21 protein-coding genes and 2 pseudogenes are annotated in these 24,075 nt (G+C 46.7%); 6 read left to right on the top strand and 17 right to left on the bottom strand.

The window, feature by feature from the left end:
• Positions 1 to 8 precede the first annotated feature (8 nt).
• From polX to zapA, 3 genes are all read right to left on the bottom strand, one after another.
• A complete protein-coding gene (gene polX / locus NYE53_RS14165) occupies positions 9 to 1,721 on the bottom strand; it encodes a DNA polymerase/3'-5' exonuclease PolX (RefSeq protein WP_339245261.1) in 1,713 nt (570 codons plus the stop codon).
• Between the two features lie 73 nt (positions 1,722 to 1,794).
• Positions 1,795 to 2,328, bottom strand: a complete 534-nt coding sequence (locus NYE53_RS14170; protein ID WP_003229537.1) for a CvpA family protein — start codon at positions 2,326 to 2,328, stop codon at positions 1,795 to 1,797.
• A gap of 6 nt (positions 2,329 to 2,334) precedes the next feature.
• Positions 2,335 to 2,592: a cell division protein ZapA gene (gene zapA, locus NYE53_RS14175; RefSeq protein ID WP_003229534.1), complete on the bottom strand. Its 258-nt coding sequence runs from the start codon at positions 2,590 to 2,592 to the stop codon at positions 2,335 to 2,337.
• Positions 2,593 to 2,725: 133 nt separating this feature from the next.
• Here zapA and rnhC point away from each other — a divergent pair, with 133 nt between their 5' ends.
• Positions 2,726 to 3,664, top strand: a complete 939-nt coding sequence (gene rnhC, locus NYE53_RS14180) for a ribonuclease HIII (protein WP_014480506.1) — start codon at positions 2,726 to 2,728, stop codon at positions 3,662 to 3,664.
• A 35-nt stretch (positions 3,665 to 3,699) separates the two neighbouring features.
• Here rnhC and pheT read toward each other — a convergent pair whose 3' ends face one another.
• Positions 3,700 to 6,114: a phenylalanine--tRNA ligase subunit beta gene (gene pheT / locus NYE53_RS14185; protein WP_339245264.1), complete on the bottom strand. Its 2,415-nt coding sequence runs from the start codon at positions 6,112 to 6,114 to the stop codon at positions 3,700 to 3,702.
• A gap of 15 nt (positions 6,115 to 6,129) precedes the next feature.
• Entirely contained in the window at positions 6,130 to 7,164 is a 1,035-nt protein-coding gene (gene pheS / locus NYE53_RS14190; protein ID WP_004398818.1) for a phenylalanine--tRNA ligase subunit alpha, read from the bottom strand.
• Between the two features lie 81 nt (positions 7,165 to 7,245).
• Between pheS and NYE53_RS14195 the strand changes: the two are divergent.
• Positions 7,246 to 7,451, top strand: a pseudogene (locus NYE53_RS14195) (hypothetical protein).
• 66 nt (positions 7,452 to 7,517) lie between these two features.
• Here NYE53_RS14195 and NYE53_RS14200 read toward each other — a convergent pair.
• Positions 7,518 to 8,264 (bottom strand): RNA methyltransferase, encoded by a 747-nt coding sequence (locus NYE53_RS14200; RefSeq protein WP_015714484.1) that lies wholly within the window; start codon positions 8,262 to 8,264, stop codon positions 7,518 to 7,520.
• A gap of 118 nt (positions 8,265 to 8,382) precedes the next feature.
• Between NYE53_RS14200 and sspI the strand changes: the two genes are divergently transcribed.
• The 4 genes from sspI to NYE53_RS14220 all read left to right on the top strand — a co-directional run bounded on the left by sspI (position 8,383) and on the right by NYE53_RS14220 (position 12,619).
• A complete protein-coding gene (gene sspI, locus NYE53_RS14205; protein WP_021480275.1) occupies positions 8,383 to 8,598 on the top strand; it encodes a small acid-soluble spore protein SspI in 216 nt (71 codons plus the stop codon).
• A gap of 68 nt (positions 8,599 to 8,666) precedes the next feature.
• On the top strand, positions 8,667 to 9,773 hold the full coding sequence (locus tag NYE53_RS14210; RefSeq protein ID WP_339245267.1) for a CdaR family transcriptional regulator: 1,107 nt from the start codon (positions 8,667 to 8,669) through the stop codon (positions 9,771 to 9,773).
• Between the two features lie 102 nt (positions 9,774 to 9,875).
• On the top strand, positions 9,876 to 11,288 hold the full coding sequence (glcD, locus tag NYE53_RS14215) for a glycolate oxidase subunit GlcD (protein WP_339245270.1): 1,413 nt from the start codon (positions 9,876 to 9,878) through the stop codon (positions 11,286 to 11,288).
• On the top strand, positions 11,285 to 12,619 hold the full coding sequence (locus NYE53_RS14220; protein WP_339245272.1) for a (Fe-S)-binding protein: 1,335 nt from the start codon (positions 11,285 to 11,287) through the stop codon (positions 12,617 to 12,619). Before glcD ends, NYE53_RS14220 begins: the two co-directional genes overlap by 4 nt.
• Positions 12,620 to 12,657: 38 nt before the next feature.
• Here the strand turns inward: NYE53_RS14220 and NYE53_RS14225 are convergent, their stop codons facing one another.
• The 11 genes and pseudogenes from NYE53_RS14225 to araB all read right to left on the bottom strand — a co-directional run bounded on the left by NYE53_RS14225 (position 12,658) and on the right by araB (position 24,062).
• Positions 12,658 to 13,026, bottom strand: coding sequence for a VOC family protein (locus tag NYE53_RS14225; protein WP_339248555.1), 369 nt, complete (start codon positions 13,024 to 13,026; stop codon positions 12,658 to 12,660).
• A pseudogene (locus NYE53_RS14230) lies at positions 12,941 to 13,130 on the bottom strand (hypothetical protein). The gene NYE53_RS14225 and the pseudogene NYE53_RS14230 overlap by 86 nt, the downstream one beginning before the upstream one ends.
• A complete protein-coding gene (gene cstA / locus NYE53_RS14235) occupies positions 13,073 to 14,869 on the bottom strand; it encodes a carbon starvation protein CstA (protein ID WP_339245275.1) in 1,797 nt (598 codons plus the stop codon). Before cstA ends, NYE53_RS14230 begins: the two are co-directional and overlap by 58 nt.
• A gap of 151 nt (positions 14,870 to 15,020) precedes the next feature.
• Positions 15,021 to 16,523 (bottom strand): alpha-L-arabinofuranosidase AbfA, encoded by a 1,503-nt coding sequence (gene abfA, locus NYE53_RS14240; RefSeq protein WP_004398747.1) that lies wholly within the window; start codon positions 16,521 to 16,523, stop codon positions 15,021 to 15,023.
• Positions 16,524 to 16,541: 18 nt separating this feature from the next.
• Entirely contained in the window at positions 16,542 to 17,387 is an 846-nt protein-coding gene (gene araQ, locus NYE53_RS14245; protein ID WP_339245278.1) for an arabinose ABC transporter permease AraQ, read from the bottom strand.
• A complete protein-coding gene (locus NYE53_RS14250; RefSeq protein ID WP_003229507.1) occupies positions 17,388 to 18,329 on the bottom strand; it encodes a sugar ABC transporter permease in 942 nt (313 codons plus the stop codon).
• Positions 18,330 to 18,364: 35 nt separating this feature from the next.
• Positions 18,365 to 19,666, bottom strand: a complete 1,302-nt coding sequence (locus tag NYE53_RS14255) for an ABC transporter substrate-binding protein (protein ID WP_339245282.1) — start codon at positions 19,664 to 19,666, stop codon at positions 18,365 to 18,367.
• A 30-nt stretch (positions 19,667 to 19,696) separates the two neighbouring features.
• Positions 19,697 to 20,881, bottom strand: coding sequence for a sn-glycerol-1-phosphate dehydrogenase (gene egsA, locus NYE53_RS14260; RefSeq protein WP_086344181.1), 1,185 nt, complete (start codon positions 20,879 to 20,881; stop codon positions 19,697 to 19,699).
• A complete protein-coding gene (gene araL / locus NYE53_RS14265) occupies positions 20,878 to 21,696 on the bottom strand; it encodes a sugar-phosphatase AraL (protein WP_160245032.1) in 819 nt (272 codons plus the stop codon). Before araL ends, egsA begins: the two co-directional genes overlap by 4 nt.
• Positions 21,674 to 22,363: an L-ribulose-5-phosphate 4-epimerase gene (gene araD, locus NYE53_RS14270; protein ID WP_003229501.1), complete on the bottom strand. Its 690-nt coding sequence runs from the start codon at positions 22,361 to 22,363 to the stop codon at positions 21,674 to 21,676. Before araD ends, araL begins: the two co-directional genes overlap by 23 nt.
• Positions 22,364 to 22,379: 16 nt before the next feature.
• Positions 22,380 to 24,062 carry a ribulokinase gene (araB, locus tag NYE53_RS14275; RefSeq protein WP_339245287.1) on the bottom strand — a complete coding sequence of 561 codons (1,683 nt, stop codon included), beginning with the start codon at positions 24,060 to 24,062 and terminating at the stop codon, positions 22,380 to 22,382.
• Positions 24,063 to 24,075 lie beyond the last annotated feature (13 nt).

Genomic DNA, 24,075 nt, shown 5'->3' on the forward strand with positions numbered 1-24,075 from the left:
CTCCTTACTTAATCGTTGCGCTTCAGAAATGCCTCTACGTCTTTAAGCGACCGGGCATTCAGAACGTTTTTCGTTTCCGTCCATCCTTTGCGCGCGGCAGTAACGCCAGTTTTCATATCGTCTAACATCTCAATATTATGGGCATCAGTATTAATCACCAATGTAACCCCTTGTTCGTTTGCTTTCATTAAATGCTCTGTGCGCAGATCAAGGCGCGCAGGGTTGGCGTTGAGTTCAAGCGCCGTATTTGTTTTCCTCGCAAGCTCAATCAGCTGATCAATATCGATTTCGTAACCGGCCCGTCTGCCGATAAGGCGCCCGGTCGGGTGTGCGATAATGTCAACATGCTTGTTTGTCAGTGCCGTCTCAAGCCGTTTCATAATCACGTGTTCCGGCTGATTAAAACTGGAATGAATCGATGCAATAACGATATCCATTTCCGCAAGCACATCGTCATCATAATCGAGCGTACCGTCAGGCAGGATATCCATCTCAACGCCTTTCAAAATACGGAAGTTTTCAAACTCTGCATTCAGCGCATCAATTTCTTTTGCCTGCTGCTTAAGTCTTTCTGCAGTAAGGCCGTTGGCGACCTTTAAATATTGTGAGTGATCGGTGATCGCCATGTATTGATAGCCTTTTTTGATGCAGGCTTCAGCCATCTCTCTGATCGAAAATGCACCATCGCTCCACGTTGAGTGCATGTGGAGATCACCTTTGATTTGCCCGGGCTCTATCAGTTCAATGCTGTCGCTGTAAGTTTCCACTTCCTGTCCGCTTTCACGAATTTCCGGCGGAATCAGCGGCAGGCCGAAGTGCGCATAAAATTCACGTTCACCCGGAAATGTTTTGATCTCTCCGGTTTCAACTGTCTCAACGCCGTATTCACTGATTCGCTCGCCGCGTTCTTTGGCGATTTGGCGCATCTTAATATTGTGATCCTTTGATCCCGTAAAATGATGGAGTGTTGTCGGAAACTGCTCTTCCGTCACAAGACGGAAATCGACGCTTGTTTCATATTCAAAGGAAAGGATGACGGACACCTTCGTATCTCCGCTTGCGATCACGCTTTTGATGTTTGGCAGCTCAAGAAGCTGCTCTCTTACTTCAGCCGGATGATCTGTAGCAATGATATAATCCAGATCCTTCACCGTTTCCCGCGCTCTGCGGAGACTTCCGGCACGAGAAAATTTGATGATATGCGTAAATTGAGAAAGATACTCCTCAATTTCCCGCGCGATCCGGAGGGCGTATCCGATCGGGAACCGTTCAGGCTGTTTTCCGGCTTCCCCGAGCGCCTGTAATATTTTTTCTTCCGATTTTTTGCCGAAGCCCGCAAGACCCTGGACCTTTTGCTGCTCACAGGCTTCCTTCAGAGATTCTGCATCGTGTACGCCGAGCTCTTTATATAGCTTTGCGATTTTTTTGCCGCCGAGGCCCGGCAGTTTCAATAAAGGCACGAGTCCTTCCGGCACTTCTTTCTGCAGCGATTCGAGCGTGCTTGAATTTCCTTCATCTATATACTCTTTAATGACGCTGTACGTTCCTTTTCCAATGCCGGACAGCGACATCATATCGTCCATTTCTGATAAGCTTCGGTCGTCCTGTTCCAGGGCTGCCGCCGCTTTTCGGAAGGCGGATACTTTAAACGGGTTGTCCCCTTTGAGTTCCATATAGACTGCAATGGTTTCAAGCAGCCGGATAATATCTTTTTTATGCATATCATAACCCCCAGACGTTCACATATGTTTCCATCATACTTGAAAAAAACTTCTCCGGACAAGAGAAGTTTTTTTATGCCCCGTACTGTGTCCACAGCTCTTGTAAAAGCCCTGACAAGTACGGTGTATGGTTAATGATCACATTTGCGAGAGACGATTGCCCCATCATTTGCTGCAACGCATCTACCGGTAGAACGGATGCGACATACAGCAGCACAAATGTAAATAAATAGACTTCTAGAAAACCGAGAACGGCGCCCAGCATCTGGTTGATTTGTTTAATCACCGGAATGCCGGCTACAATACTCAGGAACGAGCCGATGATTCTCAGTAAGATTTTAGCAATGATAAATAAAACGATAAACGCAATCGCATTATAGTACGCTGCTTCCAAATTCCCCGTAAAAAAAGAAAGAGCCGGCTGTCCCGCTGAAAAATCGGGTGCGGGAATCCAATGTAAATGCGGTGCCACGTTTTTATAGAATAAAGCCGCAAAGGCAATTGATAAAATAAAGCTCGTCAAGCGGATAAACTGCAGGATAAAACCGCGTTTTAACCCCAGTAAAGTCCCCATCAGGAGCAAGATTAAGATGATGATATCTAGCATAGTTGTTCAATCCTTTTCTTTAAGCTGACGCTCCAGTTTTTCACATTTCTCTTGTAATTTGACATAATCGTGCACCACATTTACCGCTGTCAGCACTGCAAGTTTATTTATATCAAGGTATGGATTTTTTTCATTGATTTCTCTCATTTTATCATCAACAATTCCGGCGACATACCTCATATGGGCTCTGCTTTCTTCACCGACAATCGTGAAGTGCTGGCCGTAAATGTCAACGGTTGTTTTTGTTTTTTTGCCGTCAGACAACGTTTCTCCTCCATTCCGCGAGAATCCTAGTTCTTATCATAACACGTTTATTAAATGAATGGAAAGACGAGCCTCCCGCTGTTATGATACACTGGTATATACAGCGAAAAGTGTAAAAAAAGGAGATTATTACGTGTCCCATTCAGTGATAAAAGTATCGTTGTCTGCTATTGACCAAATGAAAATGACATACAGCGGTTCGCTTACAGCCTCTGTTCCGCAGGGAGCCGTTTTTCAGGCGAAACCGCCCGGCTGTACCATTACAGCATATAAATCAGGCAAGGTCTTGTTTCAAGGCAAAAACGCAGCGGCAGAATCCGCGCGCTGGGGAACAGCAGAGCCGGAAAAGAAGAAAATGGCCAAAAAGCCGGCTGATCCCCGCTATGCCCCTCCGGCAGATATCGCCGGAATGTCTGTTATCGGTTCTGACGAAGTCGGAACCGGAGATTACTTTGGCCCAATGACGGTTGTATGCGCGTACGTCGACAAAACCATGCTTCCTTTAATGAAGGAACTCGGTGTTAAGGATTCTAAAGATTTAAAAGATCCGCAAATCATCGAGATTGCCCGAAACCTGATCAAAACTATTCCATATAGCCTGCTGGTTTTAAAAAATGAAAAGTATAACAGCATGCAGGAAAAAGGCATGAGCCAAGGGAAAATGAAAGCTTTGCTGCACAATCAGGCGATCACCCATTTATTAAGAAAATTGGATGGAGTAAAGCCTGAAGCCATTTTGATTGACCAATTCGCTGAGCCAGGCGTCTACTTCAATCATTTAAAGGGCAGAGACATTGTGAAGGAGCGGACCTATTTTAGCACAAAAGCTGAAGGTATTCACCTGGCTGTCGCCGCTGCTTCAATCATTGCAAGATATTCGTTTTTAATGGAAATGGATAAACTATCACGCGAGGCAGGAATGACGCTTCCAAAAGGGGCCGGTCCTCACGTCGATGAAGCGGCCGCCAAGCTGATCCTCAAAAAAGGGGCATCTGCACTCAGAACCTTTACAAAACTCCATTTCGCCAATACGCAAAAAGCGCAGCGCCTTGCTGATAAAAAACGTTCATAGAAAAAAGCTTGCAGATTTCTCTGCAAGCTTTTTTATCAGCCTCTTAAAACAGCTTGATATGTGTCTTCTAACGCTTTCAGCACTTTGCTGTGCGCCTTTGTCACTTCTTCTTCAGTCAGTGTTTGTTCAGGGTTGACATACTGGAGTGAGAAAGCGACTGACTTCTTGCCTTCCTCCATATGTTCGCCTTCGTATACGTCAAAGACGGTTACCTCTTTCAGAAGCTTTCCGCCAGCCTCTTTAATGACGCTCTCGAGCTGTCCGCTTGTGACGGTTTTATCTGTTACAAGGGCGATATCACGTGTCACAGACGGATATTTCGGAATCGCCGTGTAAACAAGCGGGGCTGTTTCTGCCGCGAGCAACGCATGAAGATCGAGCTCAAATACGTATGTTTCCTTTATATCCAGTTCTTTTTCCAATGAAGGATGGACTTGGCCGATGAAGCCGATCAGAGAACCATTCAATAAAATGTTCGCTGTTCTGCCCGGATGCAGCTGTTTGCGTTCAGACTGTACAAATTCAATGCTGTCTTGGACGTTGAGTTTGTCTAACAGCCCTTCCACAATTCCTTTGACAACAAAGAAATCAACTTGTTTCTTTTCTCCCTGCCATAGCTGTTTGCGCCATAATCCGGTAACAGCTCCTGCTACGCGCTCTGTTTCAACAGGTTTTGTGTCCTCTTCCTTCGTCAGGAAAACGGAGCCGACTTCGTACAGTGCAACTGAGTCAGTCTGCCTCGCGAGGTTGTAAGAAACAGAATCAAGCAGATTCGGAACAAGACTGTGTCTGAGAATGCTTCTTTCTTCACTCATTGGAAGCGCAAGCACAGTATTCAGTGATTTTTCAATCGCAAACGCTGCCGCTTTCTTCTCGTTTGTCAGTGAGTAAGTGATGGCTTGTGATAAGCCTGCGCCTTCAAGGAAGCGTCTGACTTTACGGCGTTTTGCCTGGTATGGCGTTAATCCGCCTGTAGTTCCCGCTGTCTCAGGAAGCGTAGACGGAATGTTATCGTAGCCGTATAGTCTTGCCGCTTCTTCGATTAAATCCTCTTCTATTGTAATGTCGCCGCGGCGTGATGGGACGGTCACAACGAGAAGTTCACCCGCTTCACCGACCGTAAAACCGAGACGTTTATAAATGCTGATCAGTTCTTCTTTACTGATCGTCAGGCCTAGAACGCTGCTCACTTTGTCAGCAGATACGTGAATGTTATTTGCTTCGATTGTCAGGTGATCTTCCTCAACTGTTCCTGCAAGCACCTCACCGCCGGCATACAGATGGATCAGCTGCGCAGCCCGTTCTGCTGCAAGACGTACGCGCGCCGGATCAATTCCTTTTTCAAATCTTACGCTTGATTCACTTCTCAAACCAAGGTCTTTGGAAGCCTTGCGAACCGTCTGCCCGTTGAAATACGCTGCCTCAAGCAAAATCGTTTTCGTATCTTCCTGAACCTCTGACTCTGCTCCTCCCATGACACCCGCAACGGCCTGCGCTTTCGTTCCGTTTGTAATGACAAGGTGATCGGCGGACAGCTTACGTTCTTGATCATCAAGAGTTACGATCATTTCATTCTCAGCTGCTTTTCTTACTACCACTTCCTTAGAGCCAAATCTGTCATAATCAAACGCATGAAGCGGCTGTCCGTATTCCAACAGGACAAAATTTGTGATGTCAACGACGTTGTTGTGCGGACGAATGCCTGCATTCATCAGCTTTGTCTGCATCCAAAGCGGTGACGGAGCAATCGTGACATTTTTAATGATTTTTGCAGTGTACAGCGGGTTCGCTTCTTGATCTTCAATTTTGACTGAAATGTAATCAGACGCTTGTTCTGAAGCAGCCGGGTAATCCGTTTGCGGAAGCTTTACCTCAGTGTCTAAAATCGCGGCAACCTCGTAAGCAACACCAAGCATGTTCATGGCATCGGCGCGGTTTGGCGTTAAACCCAGCTCAAGAATCGCATCGTCAAGCTGTAAAGCCGCTAAGGCATCGCTTCCTGTTTCAGCGTCATTCGGGAATACGAAAATGCCTTCTGCATACTCCTTCGCCACAAGTTTGCTTTCAATACCAAGCTCCTGTAAGGAACAGATCATGCCGTTTGATTCTTCACCGCGAAGCTTGGCTTTTTTGATTTTGAAATTGCCCGGCAGCACCGCTCCGACTGTTGCAACCGCGACTTTTTGTCCTTTATCCACATTCGGCGCGCCGCAAATGATTTGTACAGGGGCTTCCGCTCCAATATCCACAAGGCACTTATTCAGTTTATCAGCATTCGGATGCTGCTCGCGCTCCAGCACATGGCCGATGACAACACCTTTGATGCCTTCTCCTTTGTATTCAATTCCTTCAACCTCAATACCGGCTCTTGTAATTTTTTCAGCAAGAACAGCCGGGTCCATGCCTTTTAAATCAACATAATCCTCTAACCATTTATAAGAAACAAACATCCTTGCATCCTCCTCTTACGCCTGTTTAAACTGCGAAATAAATCTGACATCGTTTGTATAGAAGTGGCGGATATCATCAATGCCGTATTTCAGCATCGCGATGCGCTCAACACCCATTCCGAATGCGAAGCCCTGATATTCCTTCGGATCAAAGCCAGCCATTTTAAGCACGTTCGGGTGGACCATGCCGGCGCCGAGGATTTCAATCCAGCCTGTTCCTTTACAGACTGAGCAGCCGTTCCCACCGCATTTAAAGCATGTCACATCCACTTCTACTGAAGGCTCAGTAAACGGAAAGAAGCTTGGACGGAGTCTGATTTCGCGGTCTTGCCCGAACATTTTTTTCGCAACGAGTTCAAGCGTTCCTTTTAAATCACTCATGCTGATGTTTTTGTCAACGACAAGCCCTTCAATTTGCATAAATTGGTGAGAGTGCGTCGCATCATCGTTATCACGGCGATATACTTTACCCGGGCAAATGATTTTAACGGGACCTTTGCCTTCATGCTTTTCCATCGTCCGTGTTTGGACAGGAGAAGTTTGCGTTCTCATCAAAGTTTCCTCTGTGATGTAAAAGCTGTCCTGCATATCGCGCGCTGGGTGTTCTTTCGGAAGATTGAGCGATTCGAAGTTGTAGTAATCCGTTTCAACCTCTGGCCCTTCCTCGACTGTGTAGCCCATACCGATAAATAAATCTTCAATTTCTTCAATGACAACAGTGAGCGGATGGCGGCCGCCGACTGCAACAGGGTTCCCCGGCAGCGTGACGTCAATTGTCTGTCCTGCAAGCTTCTGCTTCATTTCCTCTTCTTCAAGCTTCTCGTTTTTGTCAGCAATCGCATTGGCAATACGCTCCCTTACTTCGTTCGCGAGCGCCCCCATTTTTGGACGTTCCTCAGCAGAAAGCTTGCCCATTCCGCGCAGCACTTCTGTAATCGGCCCTTTTTTTCCGAGATATTGCACCCGAATATCATTGACAACCTTCAATGAGCTTGCCGCTTCTACTTGTTCTAAAGCTTCTTGTTCCAGCTGTTTTAGCTTTTCTTCCATTTTGCATCCTCCTTTTATGTAAACAAACCGTCATATGTCTTTGGAAAATAAAAAAAACCCGTCCCTTGTACAAGGGACGAGTTGTGGCCGCGGTACCACCCTTATTTCAGACAGACTGATGCTGTCGTCAGCTTCATTGACATAACGGAATCAGATTCCGGTTCACCTTTACGCGCATGTGCACGGTCCCGGCGACAACTCAAGAGGTGAAGCCAATTTCCGGCTGCGTTAAAAATGCTCTCAGTCAGCGGCATTTTCTCCCTGGAAAGCAGTTGATCAGAAATTGAGGTCCTCTGTCACGGTTTTTGAAATATTATGTTCTATTATAGAGAAATCCAACGCTTGGCGCAACACTATCCTCGCAAGTGATACACGAGGATGGCAGCCGCAACCGCAACGTTTAGTGATTCAGCCTGTCCGTAAAGCGGCACGTACAGGTTCAAATCCGTTTTTTCCAGCAATGCAGCATCCACCCCTGCACCTTCATTTCCTACAATGAGCGCAAAGGATTCAGACTGAGGGATCTCCTGGTAAGGCGCTCCGTTTTGCAACGCCGTGCCGTATACTTTTACGCCCTCTGCCTTCAATTCGTCCACATATGAAGGCAGGTTTCTTCTCACAACAGGAATATGGAAGTGAGATCCTTGAGCAGATCGCAGTGTTTTTCCGTTAAAGGCGTCCGCCGTGCCGTCACCGAGTACAACCGCATCCAAACCGGCCGCATCAGCCGTTCGAATCATTGTGCCAAGGTTTCCCGGATCTTGAACAGCGTCAATCAGCAGCACCTTGCGTGCCGTTGCCAGCTTTTCTTCAGGCATATGGCACACAGCGGCAATCTGCTGCGGCGTTTCGGTTTCAGTCACAGCTGAAAACGCATCTTCACTCAGCATATAGCACTGGATACCAGTCTCAAGATCTGAAGGAATCTTCGTTTCATCCTTTACAAGGATTTCTTTCACAATGCCCGGGCTTTTCAACGCCTCTTCAACGAGGTGTTCTCCCTCTATCAGAAATGTATTTGTTTTTGTTCGTTCTTTTTTTGTGTGAAGCTTTTTCCAATCCTTCACTTTTTGGTTTTTTGCCGATTCTATTTGTTTCACTGTCTATGTGGCGCTCCTTTTTTTAACATGATGTTATTATATCGCAAGAACAGCACATAATAAACCAGGTGCAGGGTTAGAATATACGTATTACATTTTAGAAAAAGGAGCGTTTTACATGGATCTTAATTTACGTCATGCCGTCATCTCCAATGTCACCGGCAATAATCAGGAGCAGCTTGAGCATACAATCGTAGATGCGATTCAAAGCGGTGAAGAAAAAATGCTTCCAGGGCTCGGCGTTTTATTCGAAGTCATTTGGCAGCACGCATCCGAAAGTGAGAAAAACGAAATGCTAAAAACGCTTGAAGGCGGATTAAAACCCGCCGAATAAGACATGAAACCGGGTGACAGCGCCCGGTTTTTTTCTTATATAATAAAAACATGATGAGGGGGAACGCCATGTTTTTACAGCCGTTATTAGCGAAAAAAATTATTGCTGAAGTTAAAAAAATGTACGAACGTGAAGTCATTATTGTAAACACGGACGGTCTTATTATGGCAGGCACAAACGATGAGCGTGTCGGACAATTTCATGAGGGAGCGCTTATCTGCGCAAAAGAAAGACGCAGCGTGATTATTACAAAAGAAGATGAAACAAGGTTAAAAGGAGTGAAAGCAGGCATAAACCTCCCTGTATTTTTTGACCATGATGTGATCGCCGTCTTCGGGCTGACAGGTGAGCCTGCAGAGATTCAGCCATTCGGAGAACTGCTTCGAAAAATGACAGAGCTGTTCATTAAGGAATCGCGGCACTTAGAGCAATCCCAGTGGCGTGAGAGAATGCTGGAGTCCTTTATGATCGATTGGCTGCAACTAAAGGAGTGGTCTCCCAGTTTTCTTGAGAAAGCTCAACTTCTTGGTGTTGACCTTTCCTCCCGGCGCCAAATGATTCTTATTCAGGGGTATGAGTGGTCACGTCATGATATTGAAAAAATGGCACGCATCTGGAAATCATCGTACCCTGCGGATTTGTTCATCAGGTGGGGAAATGAACGGATTTTGATTAATCATGAAGTGCCGCAGCATGAACAAAGGGATCGGCTTTTACGGAAGATCCTTCACATTTGTTCGTTTGCCAATACCGCAAACAGCCAATTTGCAGCAGCTGGCGCCGGAAGAGCCGTCGCAAGCTCCAGCCTGACAGATTCATACGAGCAAGCGGAAAAAGCGCTGGCTGTCAGCCTTAAGCGAAAAACGCCCATATTTGAAGAGGATCTGAAGCTTGATATGTGTCTGACGGAGATCAGCCCGGGAACCCGAAACGAATTTCCGCAAAGAGTATTAGGAGAGGCGCTAGAGCATCAGGAACTTATGAATACGATACGGACTTTCTTTCATCACGATTTGTCTTTGAAACAAACCGCTGAAGACATGCATATACACATCAATACATTGCGTTATCGTCTGTCTAAGGCTGAACAGCTGACGGGTTTACGTTTTGACCGTACCGAGGACGTCGTCACGATGTACGTCGCACTCTATTTTTTAGATCAAGATACAAAATAGAGAGAGTTTCAGTTTCATTTTTTGTATGTTTCTCCATGGAAGGCTTTGCTTTTTTTCTTTTACAATAGATTGAAAGCGTTTTTTGACAGGGGGATGGGTGAAATGATCACCAAGGATGTAAAAGAACAGCTGATTCAAATCGTCGGACCCGAAAACTTTGATGACTCAAAAGCCGGCCGGCTCGTCTATTCTTATGATGCGACGCCGCAGTTTCAGTCTATGCCTGATGCCGTGATTGCTCCGAGGAATACTGATGAAGTATCACGCATTTTAACAATTTGCAGCGAACATCGAGTGCCGATCGTTCCAAGAGGATCAGGGACAAACCTGTGCGGCGGCACGTGCCCGACTGAAGGCGGACTTGTGCTTCTCTTTAAGCACATGAACCAGATTCTTGAGATTGATGAAGAAAATTTAACTGCCACAGTTCAGCCGGGAGTCATTACGCTGGATATGATCCGGGCAGTTGAAAGCAAAGGTTTGTTTTATCCGCCTGACCCGAGTTCTATGAAAATATCAACCATGGGCGGAAACATCAATGAAAATTCCGGCGGGCTACGTGGATTAAAATACGGCGTCACCCGCGACTATGTTATTGGACTGGAGGTTGTGCTCGCAAATGGTGACATCATCCGCACCGGCGGAAAACTCGCAAAGGATGTGGCCGGATACGATCTCACACGTCTTTTTGTCGGCTCAGAAGGAACACTCGGCATTGTGACAGAGGCAATCGTCAAACTCGTTCCAAAGCCGGAAACAAAGAAGACGCTGCTTGCCCTTTATGAAAACATCGATGCCGCTGCTCAAACGGTATCAGACATCATTGCCGCAAAAATCATACCCGCCACGCTTGAATTTCTCGACCAGCCTACACTTTTGGTGATTGAGGATTATGCCAAAATCGGACTTCCGACAAGCGCAAAGGCAGTTCTGTTAATTGAACAAGACGGACCGCTTGAAATCGTGGCACGGGATATGGAAAAGATTGAGGCGATCTGCAAAAAAGGCGACGCCGTTTCCGTTCAGACCGCACAAACAGAGGAGGAAGCGTTTGCCCTGACTGAAGCCCGGCGTTCTGCACTTTCTGCCCTAGCCCGCCTCAAACCGACGACGATTTTAGAGGATGCGACCGTTCCTCGCTCAGAAATAGCCAATATGGTTAAAGCGATTAATGATATTGCTGCTAAATATGATATTTCCATCTGCACCTTTGGCCATGCGGGAGACGGGAACCTTCACCCGACATGCACGACAGACATAAGAAATAAGGATGAAATGGAACGTGTCGAACAGGCTTTTGCCGAGATTTTTGAGAAAGCGATTGAACTTGGCGGGACGATAACCGGAGAGCACGGAGTCGGGGAAATGAAAGCGCCTTACTTGGAAATGAAGCTGAAAAAAGAAGGCATTGATGCGATGAAAGCGTTGAAAGCGGCATTTGACCCCCGGAACATATTAAATCCGGGCAAAGTGTTTGCGAAAGATGCCAGAAAACGTGTGGTGGCGGAAAGATGACAACAGAAAAAGAAATGAAACAGATCCAAAATGAATTTAAAGAGCGTATGGATGAAGGCGAGTTATTAAATTGTATGCGCTGCGGCTTCTGTCTTCCTTCCTGTCCGACCTATATCGAATCGGGATTTCAGGAAACACACTCTCCGCGCGGGCGTATCGCCTTAATGAAAGCCGTAGCCGACGGTATGATTGAACCGGATGAAGATGTCGAACGTTCGCTGTCACTTTGCCTCGGCTGCCGCGCCTGTGAGCCCGTATGCCCGTCTGGCGTGAAATACGGGCAGCTGCTTGAGGAAGCCAGAGATATTATCCACCAAAATAAAAAACACTCGCTTGGTGAACGTGTCATGCGAAAGACGGCTTTTCACGAGCTGTTTCCGCATCAAAACCGCATGCGCTCAGCTGTAAGCCTTATCGGTTTGTATCAGCGGTCAGGGCTGCAAACCGCTGTGCGTAAAACCGGTATGCTTCGCGTCCTGCCTGAGCATTTGCGAACGATGGAAGCTGTTCTTCCTGATATTCCAAAAAGCAAAGAAATGAACAATAGGCCGCGTTTCCTGCCGTCCATTGGCCCCATGAAAAAACGGGTCGCCTTTTTTTCGGGCTGCTTAATGGATACGATGTTTTTACCGACTAACAATGCCACATTGAAGCTTTTACAGCTGGCAGGCTGCGACATTGTCATCCCGCCTGAACAGGCTTGCTGCGGGGCGCTTCATGGACACAGCGGTGAAAAAAACACAGGGAAAGAGCTCGCGAAACAAAATATCGCTGCTTTCGAAGCATTAGACGTGGATGCAGTCATTACAAACGCAGGAGGATGCGGAGCCTTTCTTACCGAATATGATCATTTGCTGAAGGATGACCCGGAATGGTCGGAGCGGGCCGCCGCTTTTGTTCAAAAGCTGAAGGATTTTTCTTCAGTTTTGGTTGAACTCGATTTCCATCAAATGGACTTAGCGCTCGAGACGCCTCAGGTCGTTACCTACCAAGATTCATGCCACCTAAGAAATGTAATGCATACGTCGCTTGAGCCCCGCCAGCTTCTTAAAAGCATCAAAGGGGCTGAATTCAAAGAAATGGAGAAAGCAGACAGCTGCTGCGGGTCAGCGGGTATTTACAACATCGTCGAAGCTGAAATGTCTATGAAAATACTGGACAGCAAAATGGCTGCCGTCAAAGCAACCGAAGCGCTCCTCATTGTAACAGCAAATCCCGGCTGCCTGCTGCAGATGAAGCTCGGGATTGAACGCGAAGGACTAAGCGGTAAAGTCAGAGCCGTTCACCTGGCTGATCTGCTATTGGAAGCAGCCGGGCACAAAACATCATGAGAAAGCCCAAAACAGACATTGTTTTGGGCTTTTGTGCGTTAATCCATCGGACTGCAAATTTCGATATAATGTCCATCCGGATCAGCGATATAGGCGACCGTCTGCCCCCATGGTTTCACTTTCGGCTCCCCGATAATCGATACGCCTTGTTCTCTCATCCTTTTGATGACCGCTTCTACATTTTCAGTAACAAACCCGATTTCAAATGTGTTTGAAGCAGATGTATCCGGAATGTCCAGCGCCGTGATGTCTCTGGCGCTTTCCCGCGTATTAAGCGCCAATATCGTAGACCCTGTATCAAATTCGACATACGTGCCGTGTTCAGCACGAATCGGCAGTCCTAAAATATCCCGGTAAAAATGAATAGCCCGCTGGCTGTCCGATACGTATAGAATAAGATATTTCATTGATAGATTCATTGCCAACCCCCCTCAGCATTTTTCAATAGTCCTTCTAGCCCGGTATAGACGCTTCCATCCTTAAGCTCGGATCTTTCCACATCTGCGCCCATTTTTTCACAGCCGCCACGATAATAATGAAGCCTAACACCAGCATGATGATAGATAATACGCCATTCAATACACTATATCCTGCTGCTTCAGGATTGAGATACACATTGCGCACCATCCAATAGCCCGCATAATTGACAGTGACATATAAATAGGCAAGCGGGATAAGGCAAGTCAGAATGTATCGGCGTTTATCAGCGATTTTCAGCACGATGGTCGCTCCGATAATCAGCCCCACTGAAGCCATCAGCTGATTAGAAACGCCGAACAGCGCCCAAATGGAACCGATATCTCCTGAATACAGCAAGTACCCCCACATCAAACAGGCAAGCGCGCTGGCAAATACAGAGCCCGGAATCCAGTCTGTTTTCTTCAGCGGCTTATACACCTCCCCGAAGAAGTCATGGATCAAATAACGGGCGACACGTGTGCCGGCGTCAATCGCGGTTAAAATAAAGACCGCTTCAAACATAATGACAAATTGGAAAAAGTATGAGGCCAAATGGCTGAAAAACGGCATTCCGGTAAAAATGTAAGTCATTCCCACCGCAAGTGTGACTGCTCCCCCTGTTCTTCCTTCTAAGTCCAAACCGATTTCCCTGCTCAATTCAGGCAAATGTACGACATTCATGCCAAGCGTACGGAAAACCTCAGGCGTGCTGTTAATCGCAAAGTAATCAGCAGGCTGTAAAGCGGTCGCTGCAATCAGCGCCATGATGCCGACAAGACACTCAACAAGCATTGCGCCAAACGCAACCGGCTTCATATCACTCCATTTATTCAGCATTTTCGGTGTCGTTCCTGAGCCGACAAAGGCATGGAACCCAGAGATCGCCCCGCAGGCGATGGTTATTGAGATGAACGGCCAGACAGGTCCTGCCAGCACCGGCCCGCCGCCTTTTACGAATTCTGTAAACGCAGGAAACGGAATGGACGGATTGACGACAAACACACCAACAATCAAAGCGATAAAAACACCGATTTTCATAAAGCTGCTTAAATAATCACGCGGAGCAAGAAGCAGCCAAACGGGAAGCGCAGCCGCAAAAAACGCATAAACAGGAAGCGCGATTGCAAGCGTTTTCGTATCTAGCGTTAAAAAGTCACCGAGTGCGGTAGTCTGTACCCATGGACCGATAAAGACTCCTGCCATTAAAAAGAGAAAGCCGACCGTTGAAGCGAGCTTTAAATTTCCCGTTTTCTTATAAAATAAGCCCACACCCATCGCAATCGGAATCGTAATCCCTACCGCAAATGTTCCCCATGGATTACGTTCAAGCGCATGCAAGACAACCATCGACAGGCCCGCCATTGTGATCGTGATGATAAACAGCATGGACAGTCCTGTACAAAATCCTGCAACAGGGCCAAGCTCATCCTTCGCCACTTCCGACAGCGATTTTCCGTTTTTGCGCATCGATGCAAACAGCACAACAATATCATGGACGGCTCCCCCAATTACCGCCCCGATTAACAGCCACAATAATCCCGGCAAATAGCCAAACTGCGCCGCCAGAATGGGTCCGACCAGCGGACCGGCCGCTGCGATTGCGGCAAAGTGGTGGCCGAACGTAACCCATTTATTTGTAGGCACATAGTCTTTCCCATCCTCAAGTGCATGAGCAGGTGTTGGCTTGTCATCATTCACTTTGAGAACCTTCACCATCATAAATGTTCCGTATAAACGATAGGCAATAGCCAAAATACACATTGATGCTATCACAATTGTAACCGCATTCATTTTCTCCCATCCCCTTTGCTGTTTTTCATAAATATATCATAATTTCATGGTGAAAAGCGGTCATTTTTTCCTATACAAAAAGCCGGCTTGAACGGGCCGGCTCGTGGCAGTTGAAAGACAAGCCGGAGAGAAATCTCCGGCTTAGCTTCTCTTATGACTGTTTTTTCAGGCGGATCACATTCCAGGAAAGCGGCGTGAAATGAGCAGTTAAGCCGTTTTCGCTGACAGACGATGATCCGTTGGAATGCGGAACGACATTTTTTCTGTTATGCTGGTTTGTCGCTTTGATATCCTGATGCTCAAGTACGATGTGCTCTGCGATTTGATAGGATTCAAAGCCTCTGAGCGAAATCTCCGTCTCCATCTGATCCTCAGCCTTGTTTACCGCAAAAATAGTCAGTGTTTCTTCCTCTTCAGAGTACACAACAGCAGCATCAACATATGGCACATCAGTGAAATCAGAACAGTCGTACTTAGGAGAAGAAATAAGCGGTTTCAGTGACTCGCCCCTTCCATAAACAGAAGCATGCATGTATGGATAGAAAATCGGCTGTCTCCATGCTTCTCCGCCTTTTTCCGTCATGATCGGCGCGATGACATTGACAAGCTGTGCAAGACACGCAATTTTCACACGGTCTGCGTGCTGCAGCATCGTAATGAGCAGAGAGCCGACTAATAAGGCATCTTCAAAATTGTAAATATCCTCTAAAATCGGACGCGCAGTGATCCACGGCTCGACTTTTTTATCAGCCTCATTTGAGTGGTACCAGACGTTCCATTCATCCAGAGAAAGATTGATTGTTTTCTTGCTGCGTGTTTTTGCTTTTACATAGTCACAGGTCGCAGCGACTGATTTGATAAAATGATCCAAATCCATAGAACGTGCCAAGTAGTTTGGCAGATTGTTATCCCGGTTTCCGTAGTAAGTGTGAAGAGAGATATAGTCGACATGCTCATACGTATGCTCAAGCACCTTCGCTTCCCAATCGATAAAGGTCGGCATGCCGCTGTTTGAGCTGCCGCAGGCAACAAGTTCAATTGATGGGTCAACCCACTTCATGACCTTTGCTGTCTCTGCGGCAAGCCGTCCGTATTCATCAGCTGTTTTGTGGCCGATCTGCCACGGTCCATCCATTTCGTTTCCTAAGCACCATGTTTTGATGCCATACGGCTGTTCATAGCCATGCGATCTTCTTAAATCACTCCAGTAAGAGCCTTTCGGATGGTTGCAATATTCAACGAGATTACGGGCGGCATCTATGCCTCTTGTGCCAAGGTTGACGGCCATATTGACCTCAGTGTTCACCTTTTTTGCCCAAGATAAAAATTCATTTGTTCCCACTTCATTGGTTTCTGTCGTTTGCCATGCCAAGTCAAGCCGTCTCGGGCGGTTTTCGACTGGTCCGACACCGTCCTCCCAGTTGTATCCGGATAAAAAGTTTCCGCCCGGATAGCGGATGATGGGAACCTGTAATTCTTTGATCAGCGACTGGACATCTTTTCTAAATCCATCTTCATCCGCTTCAGGGTGATCAGGCTCGTATATGCCTTCATATACCGCACGACCCATATGTTCGATAAACGAGCCATAAATCCGTTTATCTACTTCACCGATTTTATATTCTTTGTCTACAATCATTCGCGCTTTTTTCATCACACGTTTCCTCCTTCATTAACCTTTGACTCCCCCTACCGTCAGGCCGGAGATAAAGTACTTTTGGAAAAACAAGAAAATGATAATCACCGGTAAAATCGCAAATACTGAGCCGGATATAAGCATGTCGTAATTATTTCCATAAGGGCTCAGCAAGCTGGACAGCCCTATTGGAAGCGTAAACATTTCTTTCGACCGAAGCACAATCAGCGGCCACAAGAAGTTGTTCCAGCTGTTTAAGGACTGAAGGATAATCATCGCACCGAAAGCCGGTTTCATCAGTGGTGCCATAATCCTGAAAAAGATGCCGAATTCCGTACAGCCGTCCATCCTTGCGGAGTCCAGCAGATCTCTTGGAAGGCCAAGAGCATATTGCCTGAAAAAGAAAACGGCAACAGGTGAAACGATAAACGGCAATATGACACCCGTATATGAATCGATCAAGTGCAGTCCGACAGTAAGCTTAAACAGAGGAAGCATCATCACTTCCAGCGGAACCATCATAATAATCAGCACAAGAACAAAGATGATATTTCTTCCCTTAAAATCATAAACCGCAAGCCCGTACCCGATCATCGAAGAAAAAAACAGGGTGAGCACGGTCGTAAAAAGTCCGAGTACAAGACTGTTAAAAAACCATTTGAAATAAATGCTGCCGCCATTAAACAGAAATGTGTAGTTATTAAAACTCATCACTTTTGGATCAATATCAAGATTCAGCCCCACACGCAAAAGCTCAGATGAGGGCTTTAATGATCCTAAAAGCAAACAGAAAATCGGAAAAAGATACAATAGGCTCAGCATAATAAAAAACAGGGTTAGCGCAATTCTATAAACGCTGAACTGAGGACTGTGCCGCAACATTTATCCCTCCCCCTTAAACGAGCCTGACAGCTTTAATGAAATCAGGCTGACAACAAGGATCACAATCAAAAGCACAATGCCGATAGCCGCTCCATACCCCATTTCGTTGTAGGCAAGCCCCTGCTGATACAAATATCCGACAAGCGTCAGACCAATATTACCCGGGGAATTATTCTGCCAAAGGACGTAGCTTTCCTCAAACATCCTGAAGCCGCCGATGATGCTGATGGTCAGCACATATACGGTTACAGGCTTGAGAAACGGCAGCGTGATGTGCAGAAATTTTTTCATTGTATTCGCGCCGTCTATATCAGCGGCTTCGTACAGCTCTTTCGGCACATTTTGCAAACCGGCTAAAAAGTAAAGGATGTTGATTCCCATCCATCTCCATGAAGCAAGCAGCACCATCAAAAACATGCCGGTATGTTCATTGTTCATCCAGTTCTGAGGTGAAAAGCCGAGTTTGAGTAGGATGGAATTGGCCAGAGACGTTTCCATTTCTCCGAAGATCAGCCGAAAAATGATCCCCGCGACAATGGTGGAGGTCAATGCCGGGATAAATAGCGCTGATTTAAATATATTTCTAAATTTGACCAGCTTTGAATTCAGGAATATGGCCAGAAGCAATGGAACAGGAATCAGCACGATCAGCGTCCAAAAGGTGTATTCCAGCGTATTCCAAAGGGCGGTATAGAACGTCGGGTTGTTTAGCGCTGTATAATTAGACAATCCGACAAAGGACACCTCTCCCGGCAAAATTCTTTGGAAGCTCATGATGAAGACACTAATGATGGGGTATAGAAAAAATACGAGAAAGGATAAAACGAATGGCGCTGTAAACAGATAGGGCGCCGCTTTTTTTGAATAAAATAGATCTCGCCAGCCTGATTGTTTCGCAGCTGAAGGAACGGGATGAACCGTTCCTGTTTTCACAGGTTTCATGAGAACCTCCCCGCTTTCACTTTTTGAATGGGATTCTATTTCTGTTTCAGTTCACCTGCCGCTCTGTCCAAGGCCTGTTTAGGCGTTTTTTGCTGAGATTTAAGTGCGTCGAACAACACGCTTCTGTTGACAAGGTCTGAAGCCTTGGCAAAATCCTCATGTAAATAAATCGGATTGATTTCATCCTTGATATCGAGCAGCACGGAAAAAATGCCTGTTCCGTTTTGGAAGTAATCCGTGTACTTGTTTTTCTCTTTCAATTCCTTGGAGCTCCAGACATCCCAGCGAAGCGGGTCAAACCCTAGTACGCTCCAGAGCTTTTTGTTTCCTTCTTTAGAGCCCTTCGCAAAGGCTAAAAACTCTTTTGCTAACTCAACATGCTTGGCTTGCTTCGGCACAACAGTTGCCGTACCGCCCAAACCTGCCGAGCGGTCGCCTCCCTCTTTCCATGCCGGGAGCGGCCTGATGGCAATCTTCCCTTTCAGATCAGGCATATAGTCGATAAATCTTCCCATATACCAAATCGGCATGAGGACTGAAGCAGCTCCTCCTTGGTTCATAAAGCCGTAGTATTCTTCACTGTGATGCCCGCCGCCCGGCGCAGGAATCATCGTTTTATCATTGATCATGTCTTTTAAATATTGAAGTGTTTTTACGTTGGTGTCATTATTGAGGATCAGCTTGCCGTTTTTATCAAAATAGCCTGAGTTTTGCTGTGAAATCATAGATAAGAACGTTCCGGAATCATTTGTTTCCACCGTTCCCATCGGCTTCCCGGTCACTTTGCGCACTTTCTGTCCGGCTTTATGGTAATCATCCCATGTTTTAATATCGTCAGGATTGACGCCGGCTTTCTTCATAACATCCATGTTATAAAACATGACTGTTGTTCCTACATGCGTATCGAGTCCGTAAAGCTTGCCGTTTTTGCTGTACAGGGTCAGCCGCGCCTCAACGAATTTATCACGGTCCTTTTCAATCAGCGGAGTCAAGTCGGCAAGCGGTATGTCAGAGCCCTTCAAAAAGTTTGAAAAACGGGCCAATTCGACATCGGCAATATCAGGGACGCCTTCTCCTGCAATTAAGGAGATAGACAAGTTATCGTGCATTTGTCCATACGGATAAACGACCGTATTCAGCTTAATTTTGCGGTCAGGATATTTTTCATTCCATTCCTTCACCATTTCTATATAGAACTGCTCATGAAGTCCGTTAAATGTCCAAAAGGTCAGCTCGGTTTCACCCGACTTCCCGGATGATCTTTCTGCTGAACACCCAGCAATGACTAATGTCAGCAGCATCATGAGCACAAGAAAACAGACAGTCATTTTTTTCATCTGCGTTACCCCTTCCATTCGAGGTGCGGGCTATTCATATAGACCATGGTTGATCAGCGTTTTGTTTTCATTAATGATTCTTAATCCGGTGCAGCGGTCTCTTAAGGTGTGCGCGTGTCTGAAGGCATTCTTGACGGAATCCTGCCCGACACCGATTTCGTCAAAATACGCAGGGCCTCCGGCTGATCTCAGCCAATCAGCCAGCACTTCTCCTTCCGGGAGAGTTTGATAAGCCGATTGGATGGCTTGCCGCCGGCTCGGTGAAAATTCGTTGAGCCCGTCATCCTTAGCGAGCTTTCTGTATGTGTCAGTTAATAAAACAGCTGCACAGCCCACCTTTGCCCCATGAAGAATCTGTGGCCGTTTTTTCTCCATTAATTCCATCTCAATCCAATGTGAAATATGATGCTCTCCGCCTGATGCCGGGCGGGAATGATCTAATGCCAGCATGACAAGCCCCGATACAAGTAAAGACTCCATCAAAACCCGTATGCCTGTTTCCGTTTTCATCGCAATGTCTTCTGTGTGTTCAATGCAGGCAGCAAGCGCCTCCTGAACAATCTTAGCTCCTGCTGGCGAATAAGGCTCGCCGGCAAGATGCCGGGATATTTCCCAATCTGCTAAAGACGTTATTTTACCGAGCATGTCACCAAATCCAGCCGCCACCATTGACTGCGGTGCCGCTTTTAATAGATCCAGATCAGCGAACAGTGCAGACGGGGCCTTCGTTTGAATGGTTGTTTTCGTACCGTATAAAATAATCGGCGCCCCTGCTGATGTAAAACCGTCTACAGATGGAGCAGTCGGATAAGAAATAAACGGCAAATCTCTTTGAAACGCTGCAAAGCGGACGATATCATGAATCGTGCCCGAACCGACTGCGATCATGACATCCGTTGGTTGTTTCGTATGGATCAGCACATGAATGAGCGATCGTTCATCAGCTGTCACATCTCCGGCTTCATTTTCTGGAATGATCAGGCACTCGGCCTGAAATCCTTCTTGATTCAGCTGATTTTCCAGATCAATTCCTGCAATGCGGTGTGTATTCGCGTCGCAGACAAGGACAATATGTTTATTGTTTTTTCGTTTTACATAATCCAAAAGCGAATCAGCTGCTTGTTTACCGAGAACAATTTCTTCAACTTTTATAGGCAACGTCTTTTCTCCGGCGTGTTCAAAAGCACGCTGAACGTCAGCTGCGATACGATTCATATCAGAATCCCCTCCTCAGCCAATTTGGTTACATCCTTAATAGAATCCAGCACATAATCCGGCGTGTACAAACGCTGTTCGCCCTGTTTCGCAGAACCAGTTAGCACTAAGGCGCTTTTCATGCCATAAAGCTTCCCCATCGCAATGTCAGATTCAATGCTGTCTCCTATAATCATGCATTCATGTGCGGACAGCCCCATTGCTGTACAGGCAGCCTCCGCCATCAGCCATGACGGCTTTCCGACAACAAGTTCAGTCTTCGCTTGTGCAGAAGCCTCTATCGCCCCGATCATTCCGGCCACATCAATGGCATTTCCGTCTTCGTTCGGAAAAGAGCGGTCTTTGTTTGTAGCAATAATACGAGCGCCGCCGGCAGCCGCTTGAAAGGCTTGATTTAAATCGTCGTACGTGAGCGTTTCATGAAGGGAGATCACGAGCCAATCCGCTTCCTTCGGTTCGTTCGCGTGCTGCACACCGGCCAGCCTCAGCTCGTCAACCAAGCCTTGTTCCCCAAGCACCCATACCTTTGAAAAACGATAATGTTTTTTCAGAAAAGCCGCTGTCACGCTTGATGACAGAACAATGTCGTTTACGTCCGTTTCAATCCCCGCGCCAAGAAGTTTTTTTCTGCACATGGCACGGGAGATATTCCCCCGGTTGCTTAAAAAGACGATTTTCTTTCCCATTCTCCTAAGCGTTTTGATCGCTTCTCTTGCTCCTTCGATCAACTCATTTCCTCTGAATACAGTACCGTCCAAGTCAATCAGAATGCCAGCCGGTGACACAGGCGTATCATGACTGGCCATAATACGCATTTGCTCCGTGTTTTCGATAAAAATGCTTTTCATGCAGGACTGTATTGATTGGGGTTACATCCTTGTTCAGCATAATGGAGTGATAGGCCATTTCGGCAACCGTTTCTAATACAACTGCGTTATGAATGGCATTTAAGGCGTCAGTGCCCCAGCAGAACGGTCCGTGATTATTCACGAGCACACCCGGCACCTGTTCGTAGTTATGATGCTGAAAGGTTTCCGCTATGACTTTTCCTGTATTCAGTTCGTAGTCATGAATGATTTCTTCATCGTACATTTCTCGAGTACATGGAATCGCACTGTCAAAATAATCAGCATGGGTCGTGCCTAACGGAGGGATGTCTCTGCCCGATTGCGCCCAGCTTGTCGCCCATTGAGAATGGGTATGGACAATTCCCCCGATATTCGGAAAGGCTTTATATAAATAAACATGGGTAGGTGTATCTGAAGAAGGCTTAAGCGAGCCTTCGACGACCTCTCCATCAAGGTTCAAAACAACCAAGTCATCTGCTGTAAGGTCGCTGTATTCGACTCCGCTAGGTTTGATGACAATTCTTTCTTTTTCACGGTCAATGCCGCTGACATTTCCCCACGTAAAGGTTACCAGCTGATGCTCTTGAAGCTTCAGGTTGGCAGCCAGCACTTCCTTTTTTAATGTTTCAAGCATGCTCCATCACCCTTTATCAATTCTTTTTGGCGGCAGATGAAAATTGAAGATTTTTGATCGTTTTCAGACGCTTCATGACATGATTTTCTTTTCCGAAATAATGAACCAGCTCTTTATATTCAGCGTACAATTTTTCATAAACCGCGGCGTTTTCGGCATTTGGCGTATAAGTTATATCTTTCAGTTTTCCCATGTTCGCCGCTGCCTCTTTGATGTCATCGTAGCCGCCTTTTTCTTTGCCTGCTGCAAGCGCGCCGAAAATGGCAGATCCTAAGGCTGGTGCTTGCGGTGAACCAGAGATTTTAATGTCCATGTTTGTCACATCCGCATAAATCTGCATGACAAACGGGTTTTTCTCAGCTATTCCGCCCGCTGCGTATAGTTCCTCAATCGGAACACCGCTTTCTTTGAATGTTTCGATAATCATCCGGGTTCCGTAAGCTGTCGCTTCAACTAACGCTCTATAAATCTCCTCAGGCTTTGTCAGCAGTGTCATGCCAAGCAGCATCCCTGTTAAATCTGCATCAACAAGAGTTGAACGGTTTCCATTCCACCAATCTAAAGCAAGCAGGCCGCTTTCACCTGGCGCTTGATGGTTTGCTTTCTCACTCAGCAGCTCATGAACGCCAATGTTTTTTTCCTTTGCTTCCTCTTGATAAGCTGGCGGGACACATGTTTTCACAAACCAGTCAAAATGATCGCCGACACAGGACTGCCCGGCTTCATATCCCGCATAGCCCGGGAGAATTCCGTTGTCCACAACGCCGCACATACCTGGAACGATATGCACCTCTTCACCAAGAAGAACATGGCACGTTGAGGTTCCCATAATCATCAGCATTTTCCCTGGCTCTGTAATGCCGACCGCCGGTACGGAAACATGAGCGTCCACATTGGCAACCGCAACAGCCGTTCCCGGGAGAAGCCCTGTCAGTTTTGCCATTTTTTCAGTCAGACTGCCGGCTTTTTCTCCTACTGAATGAATAGAACCAGACAATTTGTCCTTTGTAATCGTTTTCATTGAAGGATTTAATTTCTCAAAGAAATCATCTGACGGATACCCCGCTTTTTCACTCCACATCGCTTTATACCCTGCGGTACAATTGCTTCGCTTGAGCGAGCCGCACAGCTGGTACACGATCCAGTCCGCAGCCTCGATGATCCGGTCGGCCGCTTCATAAATATGAGGCGCTTCCTCGGCAATTTGCATGACCTTTGGAATCATCCATTCTGATGAAATTTTTCCCCCGTACCGCTGTAAAAAAGCCTCTCCTTCTTCTTCCGCGATTTGATTGAGCCGATCAGCATGTTTTTGGGCCGCATGATGCTTCCAGAGCTTCACATAGCTGTGCGGCTCCTCTTCATATTCAGGCAGCATGCATAACGGCTGCCCACTGCTGTCAATAGGAAGGATCGTACATGCCGTGAAATCAATTCCAATCCCGATAATGTCTTTCGGATCAACGCCCGTCTGTTCGAGTAAAGACGGAATGGTTGTTTCCAAGACTTCGAGGTAATCAGCAGGGTGCTGCAGCGCCCAGTCACGAGGCAGCTTTTGACCCGTTTTTGGAAGGACGGTATCAATGACAGCATGCCTGTATTCTTTTACAGCAGCCGCAAGTTCCTCCCCTGTTTGGACATGAACGAGCACCGCTCTTCCTGATAAAGTTCCAAAATCAACCCCTATTGTGTAAGCCATGTGACATCCCCCT

This window comes from Bacillus sp. FSL R5-0523 (assembly GCF_037975295.1).
In the GTDB taxonomy this organism is placed as follows: Bacteria; Bacillota; Bacilli; order Bacillales; family Bacillaceae; genus Bacillus; species Bacillus subtilis.

Coding starts and splice junctions, on each gene's coding strand:
- polX (WP_339245261.1), bottom strand. CDS start 1,721: ATGCATAAAAAAGATATTATCCGGCTGCTTGAAACCATTGCAGTCTAT.
- NYE53_RS14170 (WP_003229537.1), bottom strand. CDS start 2,328: ATGCTAGATATCATCATCTTAATCTTGCTCCTGATGGGGACTTTACTG.
- pheT (WP_339245264.1), bottom strand. CDS start 6,114: ATGTTTGTTTCTTATAAATGGTTAGAGGATTATGTTGATTTAAAAGGC.
- pheS (WP_004398818.1), bottom strand. CDS start 7,164: ATGGAAGAAAAGCTAAAACAGCTGGAACAAGAAGCTTTAGAACAAGTA.
- sspI (WP_021480275.1), top strand. CDS start 8,383: ATGGATCTTAATTTACGTCATGCCGTCATCTCCAATGTCACCGGCAAT.
- NYE53_RS14210 (WP_339245267.1), top strand. CDS start 8,667: ATGTTTTTACAGCCGTTATTAGCGAAAAAAATTATTGCTGAAGTTAAA.
- glcD (WP_339245270.1), top strand. CDS start 9,876: ATGATCACCAAGGATGTAAAAGAACAGCTGATTCAAATCGTCGGACCC.
- NYE53_RS14220 (WP_339245272.1), top strand. CDS start 11,285: ATGACAACAGAAAAAGAAATGAAACAGATCCAAAATGAATTTAAAGAG.
- NYE53_RS14225 (WP_339248555.1), bottom strand. CDS start 13,026: ATGAAATATCTTATTCTATACGTATCGGACAGCCAGCGGGCTATTCAT.
- cstA (WP_339245275.1), bottom strand. CDS start 14,869: ATGAATGCGGTTACAATTGTGATAGCATCAATGTGTATTTTGGCTATT.
- abfA (WP_004398747.1), bottom strand. CDS start 16,523: ATGAAAAAAGCGCGAATGATTGTAGACAAAGAATATAAAATCGGTGAA.
- araQ (WP_339245278.1), bottom strand. CDS start 17,387: ATGTTGCGGCACAGTCCTCAGTTCAGCGTTTATAGAATTGCGCTAACC.
- NYE53_RS14250 (WP_003229507.1), bottom strand. CDS start 18,329: ATGAAACCTGTGAAAACAGGAACGGTTCATCCCGTTCCTTCAGCTGCG.
- NYE53_RS14255 (WP_339245282.1), bottom strand. CDS start 19,666: ATGAAAAAAATGACTGTCTGTTTTCTTGTGCTCATGATGCTGCTGACA.
- egsA (WP_086344181.1), bottom strand. CDS start 20,881: ATGAATCGTATCGCAGCTGACGTTCAGCGTGCTTTTGAACACGCCGGA.
- araL (WP_160245032.1), bottom strand. CDS start 21,696: ATGCGTATTATGGCCAGTCATGATACGCCTGTGTCACCGGCTGGCATT.
- araD (WP_003229501.1), bottom strand. CDS start 22,363: ATGCTTGAAACATTAAAAAAGGAAGTGCTGGCTGCCAACCTGAAGCTT.
- araB (WP_339245287.1), bottom strand. CDS start 24,062: ATGGCTTACACAATAGGGGTTGATTTTGGAACTTTATCAGGAAGAGCG.